This window comes from Wolbachia endosymbiont of Cardiocondyla obscurior, from assembly GCF_902713635.1.
Classification (GTDB): Bacteria; Pseudomonadota; Alphaproteobacteria; order Rickettsiales; family Anaplasmataceae; genus Wolbachia; species Wolbachia pipientis.
The window spans coordinates 1-2,161 of record NZ_CACTIU010000104.1 but is presented as its reverse complement, the minus strand read 5'-3'; the positions used below and the strand labels follow the sequence as shown (position 1 = coordinate 2,161).

The 2,161-nt window shown below is 33.7% G+C and carries 1 protein-coding gene and 1 pseudogene; one reads left to right on the top strand and one right to left on the bottom strand.

From position 1 onward, the window contains the following. Positions 1–188: 188 nt before the first annotated feature. A pseudogene (locus WOCAOBSORBRA_RS06595) lies at positions 189–1,196 on the bottom strand (PDDEXK nuclease domain-containing protein). Between the two features lie 172 nt (positions 1,197–1,368). On the opposite strand from WOCAOBSORBRA_RS06595, the gene WOCAOBSORBRA_RS05920 reads away from it, so the two are divergent. Continuing rightward, a complete protein-coding gene (locus WOCAOBSORBRA_RS05920; RefSeq protein ID WP_155969014.1) occupies positions 1,369–1,989 on the top strand; it encodes a hypothetical protein in 621 nt (206 codons plus the stop codon). Positions 1,990–2,161: the final 172 nt, after the last annotated feature.

Below are 2,161 nucleotides of genomic sequence, written 5' to 3'. Positions count from 1 at the left end.
TAAATATACAGACTTACAACTTTTGGTTGGTAATACCATAATGGAAATTTATCATTCATTTTAGAAAATACTATATTCCAAAGTTTCAAGGCTATGAGAGAGTAAGTTATTGGCTGCCACTCTTCTTCCTGAGCCTCCATGCTGAGCTTTTGGTTTGCTAAATAATTGTTTGAATGATTTTAGTAGCATTACTTTTCCTTATCTGAAACTTTCGATAATTCAGCTTCTAATTCTTCTATTGTTGGCAGAGCTGTTTTTATGTTTTCTGGTAGATTCTCAGTGATTTGATATTCTGCAAGACCTATTGGTTTGGTCATGTCTCGGAGTGTATATTTAGCAAGTACATCGTCTTTAGATTTACATAAGATTAACCCTATAGAAGGTTGATCTGTCGAGTGCTTCAGTAAATCATCAACTGCAGAAAGATAAAAATTCATTTTACCAGCATATTCCGGCTTAAAATCCTTATCTTTTAGTTCAATCACTACGAAGCAACGTAACTTTAAATGATAGAATAATAAATCAATATAAAAGTCTTTATTACCAACATCTAAATGAAATTGTCTACCAACAAATGCAAATCCTTCACCGAGTTCTAACAGAAATTTTTCCATATGCCCTACGAGTCCTTTTTCTACTTCTCTTTCATGAGCATCCTTACCTATACTTAAAAAATCAAAAATATACGGATCTTTTAATGTGTAATGTGCTAGATCGGATTGTGGAGATGGTAATTTTTCTTTAAAGTTATTTCCCTTGACGTTTATGTAGTCCAAGCTCTATCTGCATAACCATAATGTTACGTATGTTCAATAGCTTTTTTTACATAAAATAATCTTATTTCATGACTTTCTATTTTTTCCAAAAGAGTGATATTGTGATACCAAGTTAATTGTGCAAGAGGCTCCTGCACAAATTCAACATCAGGATATTCTTCGGCAAACTTACGCATATACTTCAGATTTCTCATGCTAAAGCCTTTCATTTCTGGAAATGTACTTCTCAAATCCTTACTTAATTGATCAATTACCTTAGCTCCCCAGATTTTGGCGTTTTAGGATCTCTGTACCAATATGGTGGTAAAGCAAAATAAGCTTACTATTTACTGCAAGTGCTGCTTTATAACGGTTTGTTGCAATATGATCCTTCAACTGCTCTAAAAATTCTGTATATTCTTTTGCTATAATTTTTGTCATACGGTTCCTTTTAATCCATTATACAATTCCTTTGTCTGTCGAGAAGACAATCTTTCGCTTGCCTTCAGCTTTGAAGGAATTCCTTATTGACTTCAAACTTGTCCATCAACTAAAATATATTGACTTTACGTGCAATATTAGCTTTAAACCAGTAAAACAAGCTGCTTAACATATGCGTTTTTTCTATTCTAATTATATTCTTTTTTTGTCTTTATGTTGTTTTTTGCTTTTTTCGTTATCTTCAACAAAAGCCCAAACGAATGATACGTTAGCTATTCCTATACCACAAAGGAAAAAAGAAATAGTTGAGCACACTGTTGTAGCACAACCGAGGCAAATTATCGAAATGCAAGAAGAAGTCATTATTAACGAGGGTAAAGAATTCATTCCTGTTCCAAAAAGAAAAAAAAGTGTAGAGAAGAAACTAAGAAGGGATGTCAGAGAGGCAAAGAATGAAATAGGAAACGAAAAAAGCGTTGAGAGCAAAAAGGATGAATTAGTTGTAACAGAAATTATTAACTCTATAAGAGAAAAGCTCACAAAATGCTGGAGCATTCCTGAAAGCATAGCTTACAAAGAAAATTTTAATATAAAAATTAACTTATTGTTATCCAGTCAAGGCGAGATAATTATGGCGGATGTAGCAGACAGTGATTCCTATCGAAATAATCCACTTTTCAGGTCGATAGCAGATAATGCAATGCGTGCAGTATATAAATGTAGCCCATTGACCGGCTTGCCTACTCAGCACCACCACATTTGGCGTGAAGTAACACTAGATTTTATTCTATAGCTAAAGTAATTCTATAATTTAATAAGCCCACTGTATCCGTTCAGGATAGCAGCAAGGTAGTATAACCATAGAGTAAAAGTGAGTTTACAACAAATGGTGTCATCCCAGTGCTTGACACTGGGATGGCTTTGTTGCATAGCAACTGAAAAAATCTGGTGGCTACTGACAAAAT